The organism is Spirosoma sp. 209, from assembly GCF_002006735.1.
Taxonomy (GTDB): domain Bacteria; phylum Bacteroidota; class Bacteroidia; order Cytophagales; family Spirosomataceae; genus Spirosoma; species Spirosoma sordidisoli.
Window position 1 is genome coordinate 293,812 of the sequence record NZ_MVEC01000004.1, and the last position, 18,963, is coordinate 312,774.

General features: G+C 57.0%; 13 protein-coding genes. 9 read left to right on the forward strand and 4 right to left on the reverse strand.

Going from position 1 to position 18,963, the window contains the following annotated elements:
- The first annotated feature begins 110 nt into the window (after positions 1–110).
- The 5 genes from B1C80_RS09045 (at position 111) to B1C80_RS09065 (ending at position 4,424) form a co-directional block, all read left to right on the forward strand.
- The gene (locus tag B1C80_RS09045) at positions 111–683 is read left to right on the forward strand and encodes a hypothetical protein (RefSeq protein ID WP_139361621.1); all 573 of its coding nucleotides are present in this window, start codon (positions 111–113) and stop codon (positions 681–683) included.
- The gene (locus B1C80_RS09050) at positions 676–1,488 is read left to right on the forward strand and encodes a sensor histidine kinase (RefSeq protein ID WP_077920749.1); all 813 of its coding nucleotides are present in this window, start codon (positions 676–678) and stop codon (positions 1,486–1,488) included. Before B1C80_RS09045 ends, B1C80_RS09050 begins: the two co-directional genes overlap by 8 nt.
- Before the next feature lie 124 nt (positions 1,489–1,612).
- Complete coding sequence (locus B1C80_RS09055) at positions 1,613–2,260, forward strand: response regulator transcription factor (RefSeq protein ID WP_077920750.1); 648 nt, start codon at positions 1,613–1,615, stop codon at positions 2,258–2,260.
- A gap of 17 nt (positions 2,261–2,277) precedes the next feature.
- The gene (locus B1C80_RS09060; protein WP_077920751.1) at positions 2,278–3,294 is read left to right on the forward strand and encodes a dipeptide epimerase; all 1,017 of its coding nucleotides are present in this window, start codon (positions 2,278–2,280) and stop codon (positions 3,292–3,294) included.
- Positions 3,295–3,305: 11 nt separating this feature from the next.
- Complete coding sequence (locus B1C80_RS09065) at positions 3,306–4,424, forward strand: aminotransferase class I/II-fold pyridoxal phosphate-dependent enzyme (protein WP_236648696.1); 1,119 nt, start codon at positions 3,306–3,308, stop codon at positions 4,422–4,424.
- A gap of 24 nt (positions 4,425–4,448) precedes the next feature.
- On the opposite strand, the gene B1C80_RS09070 is transcribed toward B1C80_RS09065, so the two are convergent.
- From B1C80_RS09070 to B1C80_RS09080, 3 genes are all read right to left on the reverse strand, one after another.
- The gene (locus B1C80_RS09070; protein WP_077920752.1) at positions 4,449–5,279 is read right to left on the reverse strand and encodes a sugar phosphate isomerase/epimerase; all 831 of its coding nucleotides are present in this window, start codon (positions 5,277–5,279) and stop codon (positions 4,449–4,451) included.
- Positions 5,280–5,376: 97 nt separating this feature from the next.
- Positions 5,377–6,297, reverse strand: coding sequence for a DUF1338 domain-containing protein (locus B1C80_RS09075; protein ID WP_077920753.1), 921 nt, complete (start codon positions 6,295–6,297; stop codon positions 5,377–5,379).
- A 241-nt stretch (positions 6,298–6,538) separates the two neighbouring features.
- Complete coding sequence (locus tag B1C80_RS09080) at positions 6,539–7,309, reverse strand: acyl-[acyl-carrier-protein] thioesterase (RefSeq protein WP_077920911.1); 771 nt, start codon at positions 7,307–7,309, stop codon at positions 6,539–6,541.
- Positions 7,310–7,572: 263 nt separating this feature from the next.
- On the opposite strand from B1C80_RS09080, the gene sprA reads away from it, so the two are divergent.
- A complete protein-coding gene (sprA, locus tag B1C80_RS09085; protein WP_077920754.1) occupies positions 7,573–15,237 on the forward strand; it encodes a cell surface protein SprA in 7,665 nt (2,554 codons plus the stop codon).
- Between the two features lie 100 nt (positions 15,238–15,337).
- Here the strand turns inward: sprA and B1C80_RS09090 are convergent, their stop codons facing one another.
- Positions 15,338–15,751 carry a hypothetical protein gene (locus B1C80_RS09090; RefSeq protein ID WP_077920755.1) on the reverse strand — a complete coding sequence of 138 codons (414 nt, stop codon included), beginning with the start codon at positions 15,749–15,751 and terminating at the stop codon, positions 15,338–15,340.
- Positions 15,752–16,187: 436 nt separating this feature from the next.
- Here B1C80_RS09090 and B1C80_RS09095 point away from each other — a divergent pair, with 436 nt between their 5' ends.
- From B1C80_RS09095 to gcvH, 3 genes are all read left to right on the forward strand, one after another.
- Positions 16,188–17,345 carry a BamA/TamA family outer membrane protein gene (locus B1C80_RS09095; protein ID WP_236648697.1) on the forward strand — a complete coding sequence of 386 codons (1,158 nt, stop codon included), beginning with the start codon at positions 16,188–16,190 and terminating at the stop codon, positions 17,343–17,345.
- Positions 17,346–17,398: 53 nt separating this feature from the next.
- Complete coding sequence (locus tag B1C80_RS09100; RefSeq protein WP_077920756.1) at positions 17,399–18,451, forward strand: aldo/keto reductase; 1,053 nt, start codon at positions 17,399–17,401, stop codon at positions 18,449–18,451.
- Positions 18,452–18,513: 62 nt separating this feature from the next.
- A complete protein-coding gene (gene gcvH, locus B1C80_RS09105) occupies positions 18,514–18,897 on the forward strand; it encodes a glycine cleavage system protein GcvH (protein WP_077920757.1) in 384 nt (127 codons plus the stop codon).
- Positions 18,898–18,963: the final 66 nt, after the last annotated feature.

Genomic DNA, 18,963 nt, shown 5'->3' on the forward strand with positions numbered 1-18,963 from the left:
TACTTTCAACGGACGATATGGAATGGCTACTTTTGGTCTCTACACCCAATAAAATATACCTGGGTCTGCTGGCCATCAATGTTATAATCATACTCATAAATTTTACGCGGATGGACAGTACGCTACGTCCGCTGTTACTGCTGGTCATCAGTAATTTACTGGTCGAGCTTTGGTCTGATTATATCAAAGTAACCACCAACGGAAATAACCTATTCATCTATCATCTGTATGCACCCATAGAATATGCCTGCCTGGGCGCCATTTTTTACCTTGCCTTACCATCCGAAAAACATCGAAAGCGAGTCATCGGCTCCATAATTGGGTACATTGTTATTGTTGTGATCAGCACTATTTTCTGGCAGTCGCCGGAGCATAACAACTCGATTACCTACATGATCGAGAGCGGGTTAGTGATATACTGGTGCTTTATTTTTTTTCGGACACTGCTTGATCGGCAGGATCTGTATGTACCGGAACGAGATGGCCTGTTCTGGCTGTTTGTGGCTATTCTGATCTACTTTGCGGGTACTTTTTTTACCATTGGCCTGATCGATTATTTCATCATCAGCAATCAAAAACTGGCTACTTTTATATACTATGCCAGCTTTCCTTTTAATTACATACTGTATGTGACAATTGGGGTGGTCTGTTTGCTTCCTTCTTCATTGCCGAATCATGAATAGCGAGTCAGCCAATGCTGTATTTGTTGCCTTCGTTGTAGGAAGTATTGTACTCGTGATCATGGCTTTGTTTAGCGCCAGCTTCATTATTTTTCACCGGCGTCGGCGCAGAGAAGTAATTCGTGAACGAAAAGAAATGCAGGAAAAATACCAGCGCGAATTATTACAATCTCAACTAGAAATTCAGAACCAGACTCTTCAGCAGATTGCCGAAGAATTACACGATCATATCGGGCAGTTACTGACGGTAGCGGCTATGCGGCTGAACCAGCTCGAAGATGACAGTATAGATGCCGCGGTGCAGCAGTCGGTTCGGCAAACGCGCGACGTTGTCAGTACCATCATTACTGACGTGCGGGCGTTGGCAAAGACCCTGGACCAGAACACGGTTCAGCGGTTCGGGTTGCTGCCGAGTCTGTCGCTGGAGTTGGACCGTATTCAGCGAACGGGCCGCATACAAACCCGGTTTATCGAATCGGGGGAGGTGTACCCGCTGGGGCAGCAGGTCGATATTGTCCTGTTGCGAATGAGTCAGGAGTTGCTCAACAACGTATTGAAACATGCCCGCGCCCGTACCGTAACGGTGTCGGTCGATTATCAGCCTGATCGACTTACGCTTACGGTTGCCGATGATGGGCAGGGGTTCAGCCAGGACGATGTGGCAGCCCGCCCAATCAACGAGTCCGGGTCAGGCATGAGCAACCTGCACCGCCGGGCCGAACTACTCGGCGGTACGCTCAGCGTTCAGAGCCGTTTGGGTGCCGGCACAACTGTTACCGTACTACTACCGCGCAATTACACCCGGTAGCGGTCGGCGGGAATACCGTATAATACATTCATATTCGTTTTGGTTGCTGTTTGCGGGCTTTGTTTAGCGGCTTGTTGTATAACTGTCTATATTTCAGGAAGATAATTATCCTCTCTTACGCCCCATGTCAACCTCAATCGCTATTGCCGACGATCATCACCTGCTGGCCGAAGCGCTGGCTGATCTAATTCAAAAATTTGATCGCTACGAAGTGCTGTTCATTGCCGAAAACGGCCGTGATCTGCTAACGCGGCTCCAGCGGGGACCACTACCTGATATTGCGCTGGTCGATCTGAATATGCCCGAGATGGATGGCTTCGAAACGGCAGTGCAGCTCCGGCAGCTTTACCCATCGGTGCGGGTTATGGCGCTTTCCATGACCGACCGGGAAGAACATATCGTGCGCATGCTCCGCAACGGGGCCCGCGGCTATTTGCTTAAAGGATGTCGATCAACGGAACTACGACAGGCGCTCGATGACGTGATGGAGAAAGGGTATTATTATTCCGATTTTCTGACCCACCGGCTTGTTCGTAGCCTCAGCACAACCGACCTGATTGCCAGCAAGCCCATGTTCGGGCTGAACAACCGGGAGTCCGATTTTTTGAAACTGGCCTGTAGCGAGTTGACCTATAACGATATAGCCGATCGGATGTGCGTCAGCCCCCGTACGGTAGACGGCTATCGCGAAACTGTTTTCCAGAAAATGGGCGTTCGTACGCGGGTTGGGATGGTGATCGTTGCCGTCCGCTGTGGGCTCGTCGAGCTGTAAGGTGCTATATTTGCTTTATGCAATTGATTTTTCACCGGGTTGATCTCCGTCTGAAACATACGTTTACCATTGCCCACGATAGCCGCGATGTACAACCGTCGCTGCTCGTCGAACTGCGCGATGGCGAATTAAGTGGGTACGGGGAAGCGACCGCTACGCGCTACTACGGCATTACCATCGATGGGATGGTGGAGGCCATCGAACAGCTTCGCGATCGGATCGAAGCCCACGAGCTAGCCGACCCGGCCGTGTTCTGGGCCGAGATGCAGCCCTACCTGGCCAGTAACCCCTTTGCGCTCTGCGCCCTCGATCAGGCTGCCTGGGATCTGTGGGCCAAGCGGCAGCAAAAGCCGCTCTATGCGTGCTGGAACCTCGACCCCTCCCGAAGTCCGCTGACGAATTATACAATCGGGCTCGACACCCCCGACCGGATGGTGAGCAAGCTCCTGGAATGGCCCTGGCCGTTGTATAAAGTTAAGCTTGGCCGACCCGATACCGATCTGGACGTGATGCGGGCGCTCCGGGCCCATACCAGCGCCCGCTTTCGGGTCGACGCCAACTGCGGCTGGACTGCCGAACAAACACTGGCTTTTGCGCCCGAGCTGGCCGAGCTGGGGGTTGAGTTCATTGAACAGCCCCTCCCGGCCACCGACTGGAGCGGAGCCCGGCAACTCGCTGATCAATCGCCCCTGCCGATCATTGCCGACGAGAGCTGCATCGTAGAGAGCGATGTAGCCCGTTGCGCCGGTTATTTTCACGGGGTCAATATCAAGCTGACCAAGTGCGGGGGCCTGACGCCCGCCCGGCGAATGATCGCTACCGCCCGCTCGCTGGGATTACGCGTGATGGTCGGCTGCATGACCGAGTCGAGTGTGGGCATTTCGGCCATTGCCCAGCTGCTGCCGCTGCTCGATTACGCCGACCTGGATGGGTCGCTGCTCATTGCCAACGATCCCGCTACGGGGGTTACCTTCAACAACGGCCGGGTTATCTACGCCAGCGAAAACGGCACCGGCGCCCGGCTCATGCTTTAACCAACGAACGAGTGAGTCAACAACCCATCCATCCGTTTACCATCGATCAGCTACCGGGCCGTACCATCCGGCATGGTGACCAGGACTATCTGTTTTTTAGCGGCACGGCGTATCTGGGTATGCCACAGCACCCCGGCTTTCAGCAGCTGCTGACCAGCGCCATTGGCCGCTACGGAACGGCTTTCGGCAGCTCCCGCAATGGTAATCTGCAACTGGGCATCTACGACGAAGCCGAAGCCCGGCTGGCCAGCTGGTCGGGAGCCGAAGCGGCCCTGACGGTATCATCGGGTATGATGGCTGGCCAGGTCGTTGTGCAGTACCTGCGGGCGCAGCAGGCTTCGTTTCTCTATGGCCCGCAGGCGCATCCGGCGCTCTGGCACGATCCGGCGGTGGCGCTGCCCGGCCTGCCGTTCAGCGATTGGGTGGCTCAGCTACCCGACCAGGTGCGGGCGTTGCCACCCGGTCCCGTCGCCATCCTGCTCAACGCGCTCGACGCGGCTCATTCCGGCTATTACCCGTTCGACTGGGTCGATGCGTTGCCAACCGATCGGGCCATCACGCTGGTGGTCGACGATTCGCACGGGATCGGGATTCTCAACGACCTGCCCCGCGCCGATGGTTTGCTGGGTCCCGGCTGGGGTATCTGGCCCCAGATTCCGCGCCTGGACTCGGTTCGTCTGCTGGTAACGGCCTCGCTGGCAAAGGCTATGGGGGTGCCGGGGGGCGTGGTGCTGGGCGATGCCGACGTACTGGCTGAACTGCGCAAAACCGCTTTCTTTGGAGCCTGTTCGCCCATGCCACCCGCCTACATGGATGTGCTGACCCGGGCCGATGCGCTCTACGCCGAACAGCGGGCTATCCTGCGGGAGAATATAACCCTGGCCGAAGCCCTGCTCGACCGAACGGGCCTCTTCCAACACGCCAGGGGACTTCCGGTATTTTTTACGGAGCAGAACGAGTTGTACCCTTTTCTGCTGGAGCGCGGTATGTTTATCTATTCCTTCGCGTACCCTACGCCCGCCGACCATCCCAACACACGAGTCATTATCAGTGCTTTTCACACCTTCGACGACATCCAGGCCCTGGCCCGCGCGGTCTACGACTTTACCCTCGGGAGTGGTATTGAGTGAAGGCCTGGCGTATCAGTACGCTTGTTATTTCAGTCCCAGCAGAAAGGAGATGCTTTCGGGCACCTGCTGCATGGAGCGCGATGATTCGTCTTCGATGAAGAAGTATTTGACGCCCGATTTTTTAGCCTGCTTCATGATGTCGGCAATGCCCACGTCGCCTGTGCCGAGGGTTACGTTCGACTCTACGTCGGCGTGGCCGCTCATGCTGTCGGGGGTGCCGGGATTGCGGTCTTTGAGGTGCATCAGCGGAAACCGCTTGGGGTACTTCTGCAGGAGGGCTACCGGGTTGTAGCCCGGCGACTTAACCCAGTACACATCCATCTCGAAGTTCACGGCCTTCGGATCGAAATTCTCGGCCAGGTAGTCGAAAAAGGTGCCGTCCTGATAGGTCTGGAATTCGTAGCCATGGGTATGGTAGCACAGCTGAATACCGTTGTCGGCCAGTAACCGACCGGCGGTGTTGAAAACATCGATAGCCCGGTCGGCATCCTGAATCATGAACGTATCGCCCGGATGCGGTATCCAGGCGCAGACTACGTATTTAGCTCCCAGGGCTTTGGCTTCAGCCAGCACTTTCGGCACGTTGTTGTCGAGGTCTTCAAAGCTGGCTCCGGTGCTGATGGCTTTGATGTCGTTCCGGTCGAGCAGCTGGCGGAAGTCGGTCAGGCTCAATCCGTAGGTGCCGGCAATTTCGGCCTGTCGGAATCCCATTTGTTTGACTTTGGACATAGTACCCGGCACGTCTTTGGCAAACTGATCCCGGAAACTGTACAGCTGAATACCTACGGGAGCGACTTTCTGCGCCAGGGTGGATAAGCTGCTCACTAACAGCGCGACAAGGATGATTCGGTTCATGGTTGGCTGATTATACGATACGGCGTACGGGCTGGCCGGTCCGGCTTAGGAACCAGACCGGCCAGCTGCATGGCATAAGCCGCAACTACTATACTTTCTACCGATTTGTCTGCGTCGTAAAGGTGCTTTCGAAAATCTTGTCGGCATTACCAGCCTCGAAGCCTTCGCGCCGGTGTTCCCGCCCGATCTGATCAGGCGAAAGGTGGGTGAACGAGGGAAGTACGCGCCGTTCGGCAAACTCTACGTATGAACCGGCAATCCGGAACACATCGCCCCCGGCAAACTCCGCATCGATGAGCTGAGCTACCGTCGAGGCCTGCCGAAGCGCCCCGTCCGGGCTGACTTTAATAGTACCCCCCGCCGAGTTGAGCCGGAGCCCTTTAGCCTGCAGAAACGCAACAAACTGATCGATGGTATTGTAGCCTTCCTTGAGGTTATGAACGCTGATGGTGAAGTGATTGAGGTAGTAACGGTTGTATATGACCCAGGCTGCGTATTCGCTCTCGGCCAGCAACGTCTGATAATCAGATAGGGTAGGGGTTTGCCAGAGCGGCCGGTGGAGAAAAGCGTCGACAGCCGCAGCATCGTCGAGATCGAGCGCATCGACCGGGTCGCTGGTAACGGTGTCGGTATACCGATGAATGATACGCTGGGCCTCGGCCGACAGGTCATGCACGCGCAGTTCGCTGACGAAGATACGGGGCAGGTTCGCGTTGGTACCGGCGGGCGGACTGTACCAGTAGGCCGTCAGTTTTTTCTCGGTAAAGTCGTAGCGATCCCGTTTTTCGTAACCGTAATGCGTAAAGATCTTCTCGAATGACGCCAGCCCCAGATGCGGAACTCCCATGGTCCGGAAGGCAATATGGTCATTCTCGATTTCCCCGGCCAACGTGATGATGCCGTCTTCGATCATGGCATCGATGATGGTTTGCACGTCGGGTACGCGTTCGCTGTATCGGCGCATCAGCCCCTGTAAAACGCCGTCGAGGGTGTTGGTTATGTTGGGTGAAGTGGTCATAATCAATAGGGTTTACTATCGGTTCGGCCCGAGTCGGGCCTGGCCAAATATAGGCCTGAATAACCAAAAATACGGCTAATCGTTCGAATGCTGTAATGCCCCAGCGGTATAAACGCTACACTGAATCCGTATCTACCTGCTCCGTGGTCCGTGCGGACACGGACCACTTATGCGTCAGCAACAAACCATCCGGGCAAGTGGTCCGTGCGGTCGGCGCCAGCCAGGAAAACCTTTCGACAAATTATGAAGGGTTGGGGCGCCACTGAGTGCGGGCCAGCAGGACATCGCGGCCTGAACTGGCCTGAACGATGCGGTGAAGGTGGGCATCGGTTGTGTCGGGCGTCGACTGAATAAGCAGCTGATCCTGCCAGTGGCTTTCGGTTCGGTACACCACATCAAGTTCAGCCAAAGCTGCCGTTTCCAGCGTCTGTTGGTCCATCGATTCGAGCAGCCATTGGATGTAGGCTACGTTGTTGACGTGTTGGTTCTGGTCGATGCTGAACCAGCCAACCGGTACGTCGGTCTGCCGGGTGGGTTCCCAGGTCTGGTTCTGAAACGGCGGCTTGAGGGGCAGCGTGGGCAGCGGCTCGATGTCGGCAGGCGGGGTGAGCGTGCGGATAAAACCTGGCAGCGGCACCATAGTCCGTTTGTCCATATCGAAGACCAGCCAGGTACTGCCAGCCTCGGCCAGCAGCGAACCGTCTTCGGCCAGCACTCGAAAATCGCGGTGAATGAAGTACTTCTCTACGAACGTTGGATAGGTAACCACCCGCACCGACTGGCCATAAAGCGGATAGTGGTGCATTCGAAGCCGGAAGCGCATGAGCATCCAGCCCAGCGGAGAGCGGTCCAGATCCCGGCGGGCCAGCTCGTCGATACCGATTCCGTAGGCGATGGCGTTGCGGTTGGCCGACTCCTGCATCCAGTTCATAAGCGTCGGAATGCTGATGCGGCCCAGCGCGTCGCATTCGTAACCGCGCAGGTCGTAGGTGTCAGATTGAATGGCAGACATGGGGCAAAGATAGCCGCACGAAGCTGCCAGCGCCATAGATTGCGTACGGGCTATAGTTACCGATGTGTTAATTTACGTCTATGTAGTAGGTCAGCCCTGAAGGAAGTGTATCTTTACGAATCATTTTATTCAAAAGCGACTAAAACCATATAGTTAGCTATTCTTCAAAAAATCTATTCCTTCATTAGACGATTGGCCCGATTTTGGCCGTTTGAAAGAAGTACGTACCGTACGATATCCTTTTTGAACCGCTTAGTACCCCAATGGTGAACCCTTACTTTGTTCACAACTTTACTGTCAGCACCCGTTTCTTGACCGCTAGCCACCTTCTGTTCGTTTCGCGCGAATGGATTTTGCTGGTGTTTTGTCTGGTGCTGGGTATGGGAACAATCTTCGGGCAGGACCAGCCAGCGGCAGCGCCCGCTCGTCGGGGGGGCGCGGGGCGACGGCAGCAACAGGCCGCTGCCGACTCGGCCCGGGCCGATGCGCGCCGACGGGCCATTGCCCGCGCCGACTCCATTAAGCAGGCCGTACAGAACCGGACTGACAGTATACGGGCGGCCCGTTCGGCCAACCGCCGACCTACCATCAACTGGCCCGACCGGCGGGCCACCCGCTTCTCGGAGCGGCCTTCCAAATCGCCTTTCATTCTTCGTGATCCCAAAGGGGTATCGACCGATTTTCGGCTGAGTCCCGACGGGCGCGTGGCCGTTACCGAACGTGTACAGACGGGGGTGTCGCTTTCGGGGGCGCCTGCGCCCAATTCGGTGCAGGGCCGTACGGATGGCGTCCCCGCGCCGGGCATATCAACGCCTTCATCGGCTACTACGACGCCGGGTGTGGGCGTATCGGGGGCCGTGCCGGGGCTGGCGCTGCCCCCCTCGCAGTATGGCTTACCCTACCGCCCGGCCGAAACGATTCCGTTTTCGACGTATAACCAGCTGCAGAACCAGCGGGTCGAGCAAAGCATCTGGCGCGAATACGGCGCCCGGCGCGATGGCCAAAGCGCGCTGAGTGGGCGTGGCCTGGTGCCCAAACTCGAACTGCCGCCTATCATCGATCGCCTGTTTGGCGGGAGCCAGATCGATTTCAAGCCGAACGGCTTCGTTACGCTCGACTTTGGCTATCTGTACCAGTTTATCGATAACCCCGTCTTGCCGGTTCGACAGCGCCGGAACGGAAATTTCCTGTTCAACGAGCAGATCAGCATCAACTTCAACGGCAAGATCGGGGAGAAGCTGGGCGTGATGGCCAACTTCGACACCAAAGCCAGCTTTAATTTCGAGAACGCGCTGAAGGTCAACTACCGGCCCGGCGGAAGCCTGCCGGGCATCGGAACGGGGCAGGGGCTACCGGGAATGCCCAGTCTGCCCGGTTTGCCCAATGCGCCTACCTTACCCAGTGTGCCGGGCGTCAATGGCCAGGCACCGGGTCTGCCCGCTTTTCAGCCGCAGAACGAAAGTATCCTGCAGGGGCTTGAGGTGGGTAATATCAGCTGGGCCGTCAACAGCCAGCTCATTCCGGGGGTGCAGAACCTGTTTGGTATCAAAAGCCAGCTCCGGTTTGGCAAGCTGAACGCTACGGTGGTCGCTTCGCAGCAGCGGTCGCGGAAGAGTGAAATCGTGTTGCGGGGCGGCACCTCGAACCGGCCATTCGAACTGCGGGCCGATCAGTACGACGAGAACCGACACTTCTTCCTGTCGCAGTTTTTCCGGTCCAACTACGAAGCTTCGCTCAAGACGCTGCCGCAGGTAACGTCGGGCGTCAACGTAACGCGGGTGGAGGTGTACGTCACCAACCGGACCAACACCACCGAGACGCTACGAAACATTGTCGGTTTCCAGGATCTGGGCGAAGGGAACCCCTACAGCCAGAACAACCCCAACCTGCAACCATTTTCCCGCAACACCCGCACCCCGTCCGATAACCGCGCTAATGGTCTGTTTGACCGGCTCACGAGTAACGCCAACAACCGGCTGCGGCAGGTTGACCAGACCAACGAAGCGCTTGTAACGGATTACCAGCTTACCAAAGGCACCGATTTCGACCTGCTGCGGGGTGCCAAACGCCTGACCGACCGGGAGTTCAAACTACAGCCCGAACTGGGGTATATCTCGCTCGTGACGCCCCTGCGCAACGACGAGATTCTGGCGGTATCCTACGAATATACCTACCAGGGCCGACGCTATAAAGTGGGTGAACTGACGGAAGACTACCAGGCCCGGCGCAATGACGAAGTGCTGGTGCTGAAGCTGCTGAAGTCGGCCACGCTGCGCAACAACCTCCAGTTGCCGATGTGGAACCTGATGATGAAAAACATCTATTCGCTCAACAATGCCCAGATCAGCCGGCAGGGCTTTCAGCTGCGTATTGTTTACAAAGACGATGTTACCGGTATCGACAACCCGAACCTGCAGGAAGGCCGGCGTCTGCAGAACCGGCCGCTGGTGCAGGTGTTCAATATGGACCGGCTCAACCAGCAGCTCGACGCCCAGCCCGACGGTAACTTCGATTACGTGGAGAACATTACCGTCGATCCGCGCTATGGCAAGATCATATTCCCGGTCCTGGAACCCTTCGGGTCGTTCCTGAGCCGCCAGTTCGACGCCGACGAAGATAACCTGCGCTCCAAATACGTTTTCGATCAGCTGTATCGGACAACCCTGGCCGATGCCCAGCAACTGGCCGACCGGAATAAGTTCTTCCTGCGCGGTTCGTTTCAGTCGGGCAATGGGGCCGAAGTTCAACTGCCCTATGGCGTCAACGAGCAGTCGGTACAGGTAACGGCGGGTGGCGTGCCGATGATGCCGGGGGCCGATTATGTCTTCGAAAGCCAGACGGGGCGCCTGCGGATCATTAACGAGAGCGTGACCAACTCGGGCCGCGAAATCCGCATCAGCTTCGAGCAGCCCGACCTGTTCCAGAACCAGATCCGAACCCTGATCGGTACGCGGCTGGATTACCTGCTCACCCCCGATATCAACTTCGGGCTGACGGCCATGCACATGCGCGAAACCCCCGCCGGTTTCCTGACCCGTGTGGCCATTGGCAACGAACCGGTCAATAACTCCATTCTGGGGCTACATGCCAACTACCGCAAAGACTCGCCCGGCCTGACGCGCCTGCTCGATGGCCTGCCGCTGGTGCAGACCAAAGAAATATCGACCATTCAGGCCAGTGCCGAAGTGGCGCAGTTGTTTCCGGGAACCAACCCCCGCGCCCGGGGCGATAGCTACCTCGACGATTTCGAAGCCGCCCGAACCATTTTCGACCTGACCCGCCAGCCCACCCGCTGGCGCCTGGGGGCTACCCCGCAGCAGTTTCCGCAGGGGTCGTTCCAGAACCCGCTGGAGTCGGCCTACAACCGCGCCCGTATTTCGGTCTATTCCGTAGACCCGAGTCTGTACACCCCCGGTTTGCAGGGCGCCGTCTCGAATGTCGATCCCGACGAGGTGAAGAACTACGTATACGAGCGGTACTTCCTGCCCACTGATCTGTTTCCGGGTCGGTCGCCCCGGCCGGTACAGCTGCCCGAGAGTATTCTGGACGTGGCTTACTTCCCCAGCGAGCGGGGTATGTACAACTACAACCCGAACCTGAAACCCGACGGTACGCTGAACAACGATCCCCGGCGCAACTTCGGTGCCGTAACGCGGGCCATTGCCTCGGACAACGACTTCGACAATGCCAACGTAGAGAACCTCACGTTCTGGCTCATGGACCCGTTCGTGCAGGGAGAGAACGGAAAAGTAAGGGGCAGCGCTGACGATAGTAAAAACCAGCCTAACAGCACGGGTGGAAGGTTGGTCTTCAACCTCGGCGATATTTCGGAAGATGTCGTTAAGGATAGCCGGTATACGTTTGAGAACGGTTTCCCGGCCAACGGTAGCCTGGACAGCACCCGCAACGGTACCGTAGAGTCGACTCCCTGGGGCCGGGCGCCCAAGCAGCAGTTTGTGACCAATGCGTTCCAGAGTGGTGGTCGCGACAATCAGGATATCGGCCTCGACGGCCTGACCAGCCGCCCCAATTCGACCCCGGGTGTGGTAGCGGAACAGCAGTTTTTCAAAAGCTACCTCGATGCGGTGTTGCCACGGGTTACCGACCCGGAGGCCCGCGCGTCTATCGAACAGGACCCCTCGGGCGATGATTTCCGGTTCTACCTGGGCGAAGAGGCCGACCGGCAGAAATACATCGTGGCCCGGTATAAGTACTACATGGGTATGGAGAACAACTCGCCCGAGAATACCTCCACCAACCAGTTTCTGACCCCCGCGTCGACGACCCTGCCCGATATCGAAGACCTCAACGCCGATAATACCATCAACGATAACGAAGCCTATTACGAATACGAAGTGAATCTGCGGCCCGACCAGCTCGAGGTAGGGCGAGGCTATATTGTCGACAAAGTGACGGTGCCGACCGATGGCGTCGGTACGGTTACCTGGTATCAGTACCGGATTCCGATCCGCGAGTATCTGCGGAAGGTGGGTAACATCAACGGCTTCAAATCAATCCGGTTTGCGCGGATGTACCTGACCGATTTTGATCAGCCGGTCGTGCTTCGGTTTGCGCAGTTGCAGATGGAAGCCAATCAGTACCGCAAATACCTGGGCGACCTGAACCAGCGCGGCCTGCAGGAAGTACCCGAACCCTACGATGCCAACTTTACCGTCTCGACGGTGAACGTAGAAGAAAACAGCAGCGCCCTGGCTACGCAGGCAGGGGGCAATAAATACGTGTACTCGGTGCCGCCGGGCTACCAGCGCGACCGCGATTATACGCAGGTGAACACCGTTGAGCTGAACGAGCAGTCGATGCGGCTGAGCGTAACCAACCTCCGCGACGGCGACTCACGCGGGGCGTTCCGGAACGTAAATTTCGACCTGCTGTTCCGTAAGCAGCTCAAGATGTTCATTCACATGCACGGCGATGGGAATGAAAACGTAAATGAACAGGTATCGGCCTTCGTCCGGCTTGGTACCGATTATACCGATAACTATTACGAAATCGAGATTCCCCGCCTGCAGGCAACGCCCGAAGGCCTCCAGTCGCCCGAGGTTGTATGGCCATCGGCTAACGAACTCGATATCGCGCTGGAAGAGCTGACCAATCTGAAAACGGAGCGCAACCGCCAGCTCACCCGCCGAACCTCTTTGCCCTTCACTCTGCCTTCGTCGACGGGGCGGTACATACTGACGGTAGTCGGCAACCCGGACCTGAGTTCCGTACAGTCGGTGATGATCGGGGTGCGCAACCCCCGCCAGCCCGGCGATGGCGAAGGACCCAAAACCTTTACGATCTGGGTCAACGAACTGCGCGCCAACGGCTACGACCAGCAGGCGGGTATGGCCGCAATAGGGTCTGTGAATATGAAGCTGGCCGATCTGGCCACGGTAACGGCTTCGGGCCGGATTACTACCTTCGGTTTTGGCGGTGTGCAGACGCGCATCGGCGAACGGGCCCGCGAAACAACCAAAGAGTTTGGCCTTTCGTCGGCCGTTTCGGTCGATAAGTTCCTGCCCGCCAACTGGGGGCTGCGTATTCCGATGTACGTCAACTACGACTACCGGAACGTAGATCCGCATTTCGACCCGCTCGACCCCGACGTGCCGCTCGACAACTCGCTCTCGACCCTGCCCGAAGGACTGGTGCGCGACAGCTACCGACGCATGGTGCAGGACAATACCACCCGCCGGGGGCTGAACTTCTCGAACGTCAGAAAAGTAAAGACCAGCCCGAACGCCAAAACGCATTTCTGGGATGTCGAGAACTTTGCGTTTACCTACGCCTTCAACGATACCAAGCGCAGCAACATTCTGACCGACGAGTTTCTGCAGCGGCAGCAGCGGGGTGGTATCGCCTACACCTTCAGCGGGCAGCCGAAAGCGTTTGAGCCGTTCCGGAACAAAGCCAGTTTTGAAGCGCCCTACCTGCGCTGGCTTAAAGATTTTAACCTGACGCTGCTGCCTTCGCTGGTCAGTATCCGGTCCGACCTGGATCGTAGTTTCGTGAAAACCCAGCTGCGCTCGTCCGACCTGACTACGAACGGAATTCCGGCGCAGTTCGAGAAGTATTTCCTGTTCAACCGCTATTACGACCTGACCTGGAACCTGACCCGAAGTCTGGTGCTGACCTACCGGTCGCAGGCCAACTCGATCATCGACGAACCTGCGGGCGACATCAACAGCCAGGCCAAGCGTGACTCGATCCTCAACAGCCTCAAACGACTGGGCCGACTGAAGAACTTCGTGCAGGACATCCGCGCCACCTACCGGCTGCCCCTCGACAAAATTCCGCTGCTCGACTGGATTGCCGCCGATGCCGTATATGGGGTAGGGTATCAGTTTCAGGCTAACTCGTTCGGGATTGCCGATACGCTGGGTGTGCCGTTTGGCAACGTCGTCAGAAACAACCGCGAGCGGGGCATTACGGGACGGGTCGATCTGATCCGGCTCTACAACAAAATCCGCTATCTGCGTTTTGCCAACACACCTGCGCCGGTGCGGAAGAACTTTGCCCGTAACCCCGGCGATATTGAAGAGATACAGCGGAGCGAGAGCCGGGTGCTCAAGAATTTCACGCGGGCGCTGCTGACCGTGCGGGGGATCAATTTCCAGTACACAGTGCAGGAATCGACCATCCTGCCGGGCTTTTTGCCGACGCCGAGGTATTTCGGTGTCGACCAGAACAACGCGCCGGGACTGGGGTTTGTACTGGGCAGTCAGGACAGGTCCATTCAGTACCGGGCGGCCGAACGCGGCTGGCTGGCTCCGAGTACGGTGCAGAATACGGCCTTCCAGCAGAACCTGACCAAAAAATTCAACGCCCGTACTACGCTCGAGCCCTTCAAGGATTTCCGGATGCAGGTAGAGTGGCGACTCGACCGAACCGACGCGTACCAGGAGTTTTTCCGGCCGGGCTCGCAGGGTGGTCCTTTCGAAACCCAGTCGCCGGTGCGTAACGGGCAGTTCTCGATGTCGTTCTGGTCGTTCCGGACGGCTTTTATCGGACTGCGTGGCGACAACACCTCGCCCATCTTCGACCGGTTCGAAAGCTACCGGCAGTACTTCATCGACAAGCTGACCCAGGCGAATCCGGACCGGCAGGGCATCTATACGGCTACCTCGCAGGATGTGCTGATTCCGGCCTTCTTCGCGGCTTACAGTGGGCAGCCGATCGAAAAAGCAAAGCTGTCGCCGTTCTATAGTTTCCCGCTGCCCAACTGGCGCATCGACTACAACGGACTGTCGGGGCTCGATTTCATCCGGAAGCGGTTCAGTGCCTTTACCATCACGCACAGCTACACCTCCAACTACAGCGTGGGTAACTTTATCTCCAACCTGGAGTACGGAGCCGCCTTCGTGAACCTGGCTGTGCAGGGGTACCCACTGGGCGCTGCGGTGAACCAGCTGGGGCAGTACGTACCGGTCTTTGCCATGAGTACCATCACCATGTCGGAGAAGTTTGCGCCGATGATCGGGGTGCAGTTCCAGACCAAAAGCCGGATCAGCGGCCGACTCGAATACAACCAGAGCCGCGATATTGCGCTGAACCTGTCCAACATTCAGGTCGCCGAGCTGAGCAATAAGGACCTGACAGCCTCTATTGGGTTCACGCGGCAGAACATCCGGATTCCGTTCCGGATCAACGGGGCTTACAAGCGCCTGAAAAACGACCTGACGTTCTCGGCCAACCTGACCCTGCGCGACACCCGGGCTATCCAGCGCAAAATCGATGCGGAGCAGATTCTGACGGCGGGTAACGTCAACTTCCAGCTGCGGCCACAGCTTAGCTACATCGTTAGCCGCCGACTGAACGTCAACTTCTATTTCGACCGGACCTTCAACGACCCGCTTGTATCGAACTCGTTCCGGCGGGCGACTACCTCGGGCGGGGTGCAGGTCAAATTCAATCTGGCTGAGTAGAGCAGCTTCCTGCGTCAGCAGGGTAAAAACAGCCGAACAGGAACGTACTGTGATTGTAATCAGGTAGTTGTGGCTGTGAAATGACAGAAAAGTTTGGTAATCAAAGGCCTTCTGCCAAACTCACCGCACATGATACACCATACAATGCGGCCGGCCTTGCTGGCTCTTCTATAGGCTTCCCAATTTTAGGCTGCTGCACAGGATCGCGCATGTTGAGTTGACCAGTGGCCCGCTCCTCGGCCGTTTTTAGCCTGATTTTATAGGCGCGGAATTCACCATATTCATCAGGCATTGGCTTCATGTAACAGGCGTTCGCATAACGTTTTATCAGGGCCATATACTCAGTATAGGAGATCGGTTTCCCGGTCGTTTGGTCAACAATGCGGGTGTTTTCATCGATACGGCTGCGTTGCTGAACGGCGCCTGTCTCCCGCTGACTAATCGGTTGCGCTATTGACGTCAGGAGAGAAAGGAGGGCGGTAACCATCAGGAGACGTAAAGACAGCCGGAGCATACAGGGTGTGGATTGGGGGCAGGAGTGTGGATCCAGGAAAACAGCAGTTTTAGCTATAGCCTCATTTTGTAAAGTGAATATATAAGAACGGGTGAAATAGTTCTACGATGCCGGGCATACATATACTAACAGAAGTAATTCTTGCAAAGAATAGTAAAATGAGGAGGCTTGTTGCAACGAATGACGCGTAAAGAACCGTTATCAGACCAAACCGTCGGGAGACTGGTATGCCACGCTCTGGCCTGGCGGTTGGTAACGAAGCGGAGAGAAGGTCCGGCCACTCACCCGCTGCGTAGGGGTTTTGGTTGGCTAACCGGTCGACAAAGCGAGTCTACGTTTGTGTCGGACTAACTGACTGTTACCAACTCTGTTTTGCACCCCCGTTTCTGGAACATAGATCGCTTAAAACCGTTTCTTATTTAAAAGCAAGTACCCATTGATTCACTCAAAACTACTAGCGGGCCTGGTGCTGGGGCTGCTCACGGCAATACCGCTGATAGCCCAGCAGCGCGTTCCTAAAATAGCCCAGCGGGGTGTTGGCCGGTTTATCTACAATACGCTCAACGATACCTCATCGGCGGCTTCGTCGAAGATACTGGCTTTCCCGACGGCGGGCTTTTCGCCGGAGACCAGCCTGGAGCTTGGGGTGCGGGTTTTCTCGCTGTATTATGCCAAAAACGATACCCTCGTAAACCGCCTGAGCGAACTCGTCCTGTACGGATTCGTCACCTTGCGGGGGCAGTTCGGGGCGCAGCTCGAAAACGCCATTTATTCCGACAAGAACACCTATTACCTGCTGGGGCGGGCCCGGTACCAGCAGTTTCCGCTGCTGTATTACGGCATCGGACCCGATACCGATCCCAACGACCCGGCCCTGGTCAACTCGAGCTATATACAGATCAGACAGCGTGGTATGCGCCGGATCATAGAAAACTGGTACGCCGGAGTCGAGGTCGATTTTCAAAACCTGCAGCGGGTATCGTTCGAGCGGGTCGACCCTGGTTCGTTCGAACTGCCCGCGGGCGGCACCGGCTCGACCACCCTGGAGCTGGGGGGGACCCTGGTATACGATGACCGGCGAAACGTACTGAATGTGCGGAAAGGTGCTTTTTTCGAGGCTGCTGCGCTCCGTAGTGTTCCGGCCTTTGGCAGCAACTTCCGGTTTCAGCGGCTGCTCTTCGACGGGCGCCTGTACCGGCCGCTGGGTCGGCGAAACCGGGTGCTGGCGTTTCAGGCTACCGGCACGTTTATGAGTGGCGAGGTGCCATTCAATAACCTCGCGCTGCTGGGGGGCGAAAGTACCATGCGGGGCTATTACCTTGGCCGGTATCGGGACAAAAACCTGCTGGCTGCCCAGACCGAGCTGCGCTGGCTGCCGTTTGGCTTCAGCCGTCGCTGGGGCGGTACCCTTTTTGCGGCCATTGGGACCGTAGCGCCGACGCTCAGCCAGGTGCAGGTCGACCGGTTTCGGTGGGCGGCCGGGGGCGGGGTGCGGTTCCTGTTCTTTCAGAAGAAAGATGTTTACCTGCGCGCCGACCTCGGGGTTACCCGCGAAGGTACGGGCCTGTATTTTTCGCTCGGCGAAGCATTTTAACGGCCATGACTTGCTATGGCAGACCCAAAACTGAACTTTAGACCAACAACAACATGAACTACAATCAACTGGGAAACACGGGGGTGCTGGTGTCCGAGCTTTGTCTGGGTACGATGACATTTGGCGGAAGTGGCTACTGGCAGGCTATGGGTACCCTCCAGCAGGACGCCGTTAACGACATCGTCAGGACATCCTTCGATCAGGGAATCAATTTCATCGATACGGCCAACGTCTACTCGTTCGGCCAGTCGGAAACGCTGCTCGGTCAGTCGATCAGGATGCTGGGACTACCGCGTCATGAACTGATTATCGCTACCAAAGTGCGGGGGCGCATGGGCGAGGGCAAAAACCAGGTCGGGCTGGGGCGGCTACAGATCATGCAGCAGCTCGACGATAGCCTGAAGCGATTGCAGGTCGATCATGTCGATCTGTACCAGATTCACGGATTTGATCCCATAACGCCCCTCGAAGAAACCATGCGTGGTCTCGAAGACGTAGTCCGGAGCGGCAAAGTGCGCTACATCGGCTGCTCGAACCTGGCAGCCTGGCAGGTCATGAAAGCCAACGGCATTGCCGACAAATACGGCTGGACCAAGTTTATATCGACCCAGAACTACTACTCCATTGCCGGGCGCGACCTCGAAAACGAAATCGTACCCATGGTGCAGGATCAGCAGATGGCTATACTGCCGTGGAGTCCGCTGGCGGGCGGTTTCCTGTCGGGGAAATACACGCGTGACAACAAACCCGAAGGCGATTCGCGCCGACTGGGTTTTGATTTCCCGCCGGTAGATCAGGAACGGGCGTATGATATTATTGAGGTGATGCAGGAGATTGGTGCAGCCCACGGCGTATCGGTAGCGCGAATTGCGCTGGCCTGGGTGCTGGCCAAACCGGGCGTGACGAGTGTCATCATCGGGGCCAAAAACACCGAGCAGCTCAACGATAATATTAGCGCTACCGAGGTGAGTCTGACCACCGAACAGCTCGAACAGCTCGACGCCGTCAGCGCGCGTCCCAAGCCCTATCCGCAGTGGATGATTGCGCGCCAAAGCAACGACCGGCTCGGCGTTTTCAACCCCACCCAGTCGGCCGTGGCCAAATAGGGTGTTTGCAAATCCGGCACCCGCTACCGTATTTTGTGGCTATATAAATCATCACCCTCCGCATGAATTTCCCCGCAGAACTGAGTTACACACAAGATCACGAATGGGTTCGGATTGACGAGGACGGTACGGCCGTTATCGGAATTACAGATTTCGCGCAGCACGAACTGGGCGACATTGTTTTCGTCGACATTACGGCACTTGGTCAGTCGCTCAGGCAGGGTGACGTATTCGGATCGGTGGAAGCCGTTAAAACGGTATCGGATCTGTTTTTACCGATCGATGGCGAAGTGCTGGAGCTGAACCCGGCCGTCGAAAAGTCGCCCGAGCTGGTCAATACCGACCCGTACGGCGAAGGCTGGCTGATCCGGCTCAAACCCGTCGATGCCGGGCAGAAAGACGGTCTGCTGACGGTCGGCGCCTATCAGGAACTGGTTGGTGCCTGATTCCTTTTCTGGAACATGAACAAGGCTCCAACAGGCAACGCGCCCGTGGAGCCTTTTTTATAGCTT